The sequence below is a fragment of the Azospirillum sp. B4 genome, from assembly GCF_000333275.1.
Taxonomy (GTDB): domain Bacteria; phylum Pseudomonadota; class Alphaproteobacteria; order Azospirillales; family Azospirillaceae; genus Nitrospirillum.
Genome location: NZ_BACU01000505.1, coordinates 1 through 7,137, shown reverse-complemented (window position 1 = coordinate 7,137; position 7,137 = coordinate 1). Strand labels below are relative to the sequence as shown.

Genomic DNA, 7,137 nt, shown 5'->3' with positions numbered 1-7,137 from the left:
TACATCGAAAAGGTCAGCCTGAGCTCCTCCATGGGCCCGGGCCTGAAGCTCGACGTCGCCGCCCTGTTCGCCGCCATCACGGCGTAAGGGTACGCCAAGGGCTGCAAGAGTTACCGCCCAAGCCGTCCGTTCCCGTATGGGAGCGGACGGTGCGGTCGGCGGAGGGCCGGAGCGATCCGTCCTTCCAAACCCTGTCCAAGACTGCGGGCGCCAAGCCGGTACCGATTGCCCTTCCAGGGGATGACGTCCGGGGCGGCTTAATGAATGCCGGCATAGACGGGAGTCGCCAAGCGTGTTGACCGGGTGGACGGGATTTCCCGCCCGCTTGGATTGGATGGCTTGTCGCTTCTGGGGCAGGTTCACCGGTTTCGGATGAACCCCGTTCGCGGGGAGGGGCCGAGGCCACATTTGGACCGGGAAGAAGGGCGTGACCCGCCCGTCTGTCCCAGTTGTTAGGAGGCGAACCGTGGATCGCACAGAAAAGCAAGCGACCATCGCTGCTCTGCATCAGGCGCTCTCCGCCACTTCCCTGGTCGTCGTGACCCGCCAGTCGGGCATGACGGTCGCCGAAGTGACGGACCTGCGCCGCAAGATGCGGGCCGCTGGCGCAAGCTTCAAGGTGACCAAGAATCGGCTCGCCCGTATCGCCCTGAAGGGCACCCAGTTCGAAAAGCTGGACGACCTGTTCGTCGGCGTGACCGCCATCGCTTATTCCAGCGATCCGGTCGCGGCCGCGAAGGTTGCGATCGCTTATGCCAAGGCCAATGACAAGTTCAAGATCATTGGCGGCGGCATGGGCAGCACCGTCCTGGACGACAAGGGCATCGAGGCTCTCTCGAAGCTCCCGTCCATCGAAGAACTGCGTGGTCGCCTGCTTGGCATGCTCCAGACGCCCGCCACCCGCATCGCCGGTGTGCTCCAGGCGCCCGGTGGCCAGGTTGCGCGCGTGCTGTCGGCTTATGCCAAGAAGGGCGAGGCGGCCTGAGCCTCGCGTACTTTTCGTAAATCCCAAGACAAGACCTGATTTAGGAGAACATCCATGTCCAAGCTGGAAAAGCTGGTTGAAGAGCTGTCCGCTCTGACCGTCATCGAGGCCGCCGAGCTGTCGAAGCTGCTGGAAGAGAAGTGGGGCGTTTCCGCCGCTGCTCCCGTCGCCGTTGCCGCCGTCGCCGGCCCGGCCGCTGAAGCCGCCGCTCCCGCCGAAGAGCAGACCGAATTCACCGTGATCCTCGCCGACGCCGGCGACAAGAAGATCAACGTGATTAAGGAAATCCGCGCCATCACCAGCCTGGGCCTGAAGGAGGCCAAGGACCTGGTCGAGGGTGCGCCGAAGACCGTGAAGGAAGGCGCCACGAAGGACGAAGCTGCTAAGATTAAGAAGCAGCTGGAAGACGCCGGCGCGAAGGTCGAGGTGAAGTAAGAAACGATCCCCTGTGGGCGTTTCTGAAAAAAAGATGGCGCTGGACGGCGGCACTCCCCATATGGGGGACCGCCGCCCGGCGCTGTCGCCTTTTTCTGGAGGATGGCGTATGGTGGTCCTCCAGTTTCTTCCCGAAGAAGGTTCCTTGCATGGGATTTGGAGCGGGAAGGGCGGTTTGAGTGATTTGGCGCCGGCCGGCCGCCGCCCCTGAGGGGTGGTGCCGGACGCGCCTATTTGCGTTTGTTTCGCTTGCCGTCACATCCAATTCGGCCGGCGCAGTTGACCCGGGCCTAGTTCACGAGAGGCGCATTTCATGGCCAAGTCGTTCACGGGACGTAAGCGTATTCGCAAGAGCTTCGGGCGCATTCCCGAAGTGACCCGCATGCCGAACCTCATCGAGGTTCAGCGGAGCTCCTACGACCACTTCCTTCAAATGGACACGGTGCCCGAGAAGCGGGCCAACCTGGGTCTTCAGGAAGTGTTCAAGTCGGTCTTTCCGATCAAGGACTTCTCCGACCGTGCCGTGCTCGACTTCGTTAAGTACGAGCTTGAACAGCCCAAGTACGACGTGGAGGAATGCCAGCAGCGCGGCATGACCTTCGCCGCGCCCCTGAAGGTGACCCTGCGCCTGACCGTCTTCGACATGGACGAGGACACGGGCCTGAAGTCGATCCGCGACATCAAGGAACAGGACGTCTACATGGGCGACATGCCCCTGATGACGGCCAACGGCACCTTCGTCATCAACGGCACCGAGCGCGTCATCGTCAGCCAGATGCACCGGTCGCCGGGCGTGTTCTTCGACCACGACAAGGGCAAGACCCATTCGTCGGGCAAGTACCTGTTCGCCGCCCGCGTGATCCCGTACCGCGGCTCCTGGCTGGACTTCGAGTTCGATGCCAAGGACCTCGTCTACGTCCGCATCGACCGCCGCCGCAAGCTGCCCGCCACCACCCTGCTGTTCGCGCTGGATGGCGCCGATACGCAGCAGCTGCGGGCGCAGCGCGCGAAGGAAGGGCGTGGCCTGGCCCCGTACGAGGCCCAGGGCATGTCCAAGGAGGAGATGCTCGCCGCCTTCTACGACACCATCACCTATTCCCGCGCCGGCGATGGCTGGAAGACCCCCTTCGTCGCCGAGCGCATGAAGGGCGTCAAGCTGGCCTCCGACCTCATCGACGCCCGCACGGGCGAGGTGCTGCTGCAGCGCGAGACCAAGATGACCCCCCGCGTGCTGAAGAAGCTGCAGGAGGGTGGCCTGGAAGAGGTGAAGGTGCCGACCGAGGAGCTGGCCGGCCGCTACCTCGCCATCGACATCATCAACGAGCTGACCGGCGAAGTGATCTTCGAGGCGGGTGACGAGATCACCACCGCCGCCCTGGAGAAGCTGGAGAAGTTCGGCGTGGACGAGGTGCCGGTCCTGGCCATCGACCACCTGAACGTCGGCGCCTACATCCGCAACACCATGGCGGCGGACCGTAACGCCAGCCGTGAGGACGCGCTGATCGACATCTACCGCGTCATGCGCCCCGGCGAGCCGCCCACGCTGGAAAGCGCGGAAGCGCTGTTCAGTGGCCTGTTCTTCGACAGCGAGCGCTACGACCTGTCGGCCGTGGGCCGCGTGAAGATGAACGCGCGCCTGGGCTTCCAGACCGATGACCAGATGCGCGTCCTGCGCAAGGACGACATCCTGGCCATCCTGAAGCTCCTGGTCGAGCTGAAGGACGGTCGTGGCGAGATCGACGACATCGACCACCTGGGCAACCGTCGCGTCCGCTCCGTCGGCGAGCTGATGGAGAACCAGTACCGCGTCGGCCTGCTGCGCATGGAGCGCGCGATCCGCGAGCGCATGAGCTCGGTCGAGATCGACACGGTCATGCCGCACGACCTGATCAATGCCAAGCCGGCGGCGGCTGCGGTGCGTGAATTCTTCGGCTCCTCGCAGCTGTCGCAGTTCATGGACCAGACCAACCCGCTGTCGGAAATCACCCACAAGCGTCGTCTCTCGGCCCTGGGGCCGGGCGGTCTGACCCGTGAGCGCGCGGGCTTCGAAGTCCGCGACGTGCACCCGACCCACTACGGCCGCATCTGCCCGATTGAGACCCCCGAAGGTCCGAACATCGGTCTGATCAACTCGCTGGCGACCTACGCCCGCGTGAACCAGTACGGCTTCATCGAGAGCCCCTACCGCAAGGTGGTGGACAAGCGCGTCACCAACGAGGTGGTCTACCTCTCCGCCATGGAGGAAGGCCGCTACATGGTGGCGCAGGCCAACGCCACGCTGGACGCCGACAACCGCTTCATGGACGAGCTCATCAGCTGCCGTAAGGGTGGCGAATACATGATGACCCGCTCGGACATGATCGACCTGATCGACGTGTCGCCGAAGCAGCTGGTGTCCGTCGCCGCGGCGCTGATCCCGTTCCTCGAGAACGACGACGCCAACCGCGCGCTGATGGGCTCCAACATGCAGCGTCAGGCCGTGCCGCTGATCAAGGCGGACTCGCCCCTGGTCGGTACCGGCATGGAAGCGACGGTGGCCCGTGACTCGGGCGTGGCCATCGCCGCCCGCCGCGCCGGCGTCATCGACCAGATCGACGCCACCCGCATCGTCGTGCGCGCGACCGGCGACACGGACGCGGGCGCCCCTGGCGTCGATATCTACAACCTGTTGAAGTTCCAGCGCTCCAACCAGAACACCTGCATCAACCAGCGTCCGCTGGTGAAGGTGGGCGACCGGGTGCAGAAGGGCGACATCATCGCCGACGGCCCCTCGACCGACCTGGGCGAGCTGGCCCTGGGCCGCAACGTGCTGGTCGCGTTCATGCCCTGGAACGGCTACAACTTCGAAGACTCGATCCTGATCTCCGAGCGCATCGTGCGCGATGACGTCTTCACCTCGATCCACATCGAGGAGTTCGAGGTCATGGCCCGCGACACCAAGCTGGGCCAGGAGGAAATCACCCGCGACATCCCCAACGTCGGCGAAGAGGCTCTAAAGAACCTCGACGAGGCGGGCATCGTCTACATCGGTGCCGAGGTGAAGCCGGGCGACATCCTGGTGGGCAAGGTGACGCCGAAGGGCGAAAGCCCGATGACCCCGGAAGAGAAGCTGCTGCGCGCCATCTTCGGTGAAAAGGCCAGCGACGTGCGCGACACGTCCATGCGCCTGCCGCCGGGCGTCACCGGCACGGTGGTCGAGGTCCGCGTCTTCTCCCGCCGCGGCGTCGACAAGGACGAGCGCGCGCTGGCGATCGAGCGGGCCGAGATCGAAAAGCTGGCCAAGGACCGCGACGACGAGAAGGGGATCCTGGAGCGCAGCTTCTACACCCGCCTGAGGGAAACGCTGGTCGGCCAGTCCGTCCTGTCCGCTCCGCGCGGCATCAAGTCGGGCGAGGTCATCACCGAAGAGCTGCTGTCCGGCCTGTCGCGCGGCCAGTGGCGCCAGATCGCGGTCGCCAACGACCAGATCATGGAGAACGTGGAGGCCTACGGCCGGGTGTTCGACGAGAGCATCCAGAAGCTGCAGGAGCGGTTCGAGAACAAGGTCGAGAAGCTGCAGCGCGGCGATGAGCTGCCGCCCGGCGTCATGAAGATGGTCAAGGTCTTCGTGGCGGTGAAGCGCAAGCTGCAGCCCGGCGACAAGATGGCCGGCCGTCACGGCAACAAGGGTGTGATCAGCCGCATCCTGCCCATCGAGGACATGCCCTACCTGGCCGACGGCCAGGCGGTCGACATCGTTCTGAACCCGCTGGGCGTGCCCTCGCGCATGAACGTCGGTCAGATCCTGGAGACCCACCTGGGCTGGGCTTCGGCCAACCTCGGCAAGCAGATCGGCCAGATGCTGGACCAGATGCGCCACGCCGAGCCGGAGGCCAAGGCTCCCGTCCTTGAGAACATCAAGGACCGCATGAAGCACATCTACGGCGAGGCCGCCTACACCGAGGAGGTGAGCGACCTGACCGATGGTGAGGTGCTGGAGCTGGCCGGCAACCTGCGGCGCGGCATCCCCTTCGCGACCCCCGTCTTCGACGGCGCGCGGGAGGACGACATCGTCCGCATGCTGACGGAGGCCGGCATCGACAGCTCGGGCCAGATGGTCCTGACCGACGGCCGCACGGGCGAGGCGTTCGACCGCCGCGTCACCGTGGGCTACATCTACATGCTGAAGCTGCACCACCTGGTGGACGACAAGATCCACGCGCGCTCCATCGGTCCGTACAGCCTGGTCACCCAGCAGCCGCTGGGCGGCAAGGCCCAGTTCGGTGGCCAGCGCTTCGGTGAAATGGAGGTCTGGGCGCTGGAAGCTTACGGCGCCGCCTACACGCTGCAGGAAATGCTGACGGTGAAGTCGGACGACGTGTCCGGCCGCACCAAGGTCTACGAAGCCATCGTCCGTGGCGACGACAACTTCGAGGCCGGCATTCCGGAAAGCTTCAACGTGCTGGTCAAGGAACTGCGGTCCCTGGGCCTGAACGTGGAGCTGAACGAGCGCTCCTACTGATCACCGGTCGATTAGGCGGCGCCCTCGGGGAACTTCCCCGGGGGCGCTTGCCCGTCCCGGTTCGCGGCCACCCGGTCCGTACCCAATTGAATTCCCAGCCCTTCCCAGGGGAGACGGCTTATGAATGAGTTGATGAACATTATCGGCCAGGTGCAGGGGCCGCAGAGCTTCGATCAGATCCGCATCTCGATCGCCAGCCCGGAACGCATCCGGTCGTGGTCGTTCGGTGAGATCAAGAAGCCCGAGACCATCAACTACCGGACCTTCAAGCCGGAGCGCGACGGCCTGTTCTGCGCCCGCATCTTCGGCCCGATCAAGGACTACGAGTGCTTGTGCGGCAAGTACAAGCGCATGAAGTACCGCGGCATCATCTGCGAGAAGTGCGGCGTCGAAGTGACGCTGGCCAAGGTCCGGCGCGAGCGCATGGGCCACATCGAGCTGGCCTCGCCCGTCGCGCACATCTGGTTTCTGAAGAGCCTGCCGAGCCGCATCGGCCTGCTCATGGACATGACGCTGAAGGATCTGGAACGGGTCCTGTACTTCGAGAACTACGTCGTCACCGAGCCCGGCCTGACCCCGCTGAAGCTGCACCAGCTTCTGTCGGAGGAGGAGTACATCCAGGCCCAGGACGAGTACGGCGAGGACGCCTTCACCGCGTCCATCGGCGCCGAGGCCATCAAGGTCCTTCTCTCCGCCATCGACATGGAAGAGGAGATGAAGACCGTCCGCGAGGAGCTGAAGGAGACTTCCAGCGAGGCCAAGCGCAAGAAGCTGGTCAAGCGCCTGAAGCTGATCGAGGCCTTCCTGGAGTCCGGCTCGCGTCCGGAGTGGATGATCCTGGACGTCGTCCCGGTCATTCCGCCGGAACTGCGCCCGCTGGTCCCTCTGGACGGCGGCCGTTTCGCCACGTCCGATCTGAACGACCTGTACCGCCGCGTCATCAACCGTAACAACCGCCTGAAGCGGCTGATTGAGCTGCGCGCGCCGGACATCATCGTGCGCAACGAGAAGCGCATGCTGCAGGAGGCTGTCGACGCCCTGTTCGACAACGGCCGCCGTGGCCGCGTCATCACCGGCGCCAACAAGCGTCCCCTGAAGTCCATCAGCGACATGCTGAAGGGCAAGCAGGGCCGCTTCCGTCAGAACCTGCTGGGCAAGCGCGTCGACTACTCCGGCCGTTCGGTCATCGTCGGGGCCCGGAGCTGAAGCTCCACCA

The 7,137-nt window shown here is 64.8% G+C and carries 3 protein-coding genes and 1 pseudogene; all 4 read left to right on the top strand.

The genetic code is table 11. The features are described from left to right. Positions 1-466 precede the first annotated feature (466 nt). A complete protein-coding gene (gene rplJ, locus I55_RS22135; protein ID WP_044562768.1) occupies positions 467-985 on the top strand; it encodes a 50S ribosomal protein L10 in 519 nt (172 codons plus the stop codon). Between the two features lie 54 nt (positions 986-1,039). Then, positions 1,040-1,420, top strand: coding sequence for a 50S ribosomal protein L7/L12 (gene rplL, locus I55_RS22130; protein ID WP_040842378.1), 381 nt, complete (start codon positions 1,040-1,042; stop codon positions 1,418-1,420). A 313-nt stretch (positions 1,421-1,733) separates the two neighbouring features. Continuing rightward, a complete protein-coding gene (rpoB, locus tag I55_RS22125) occupies positions 1,734-5,921 on the top strand; it encodes a DNA-directed RNA polymerase subunit beta (RefSeq protein WP_044562767.1) in 4,188 nt (1,395 codons plus the stop codon). Positions 5,922-6,041: 120 nt separating this feature from the next. Then, positions 6,042-7,137, top strand: a pseudogene (locus tag I55_RS22120) (DNA-directed RNA polymerase subunit beta'); the annotation flags it as partial.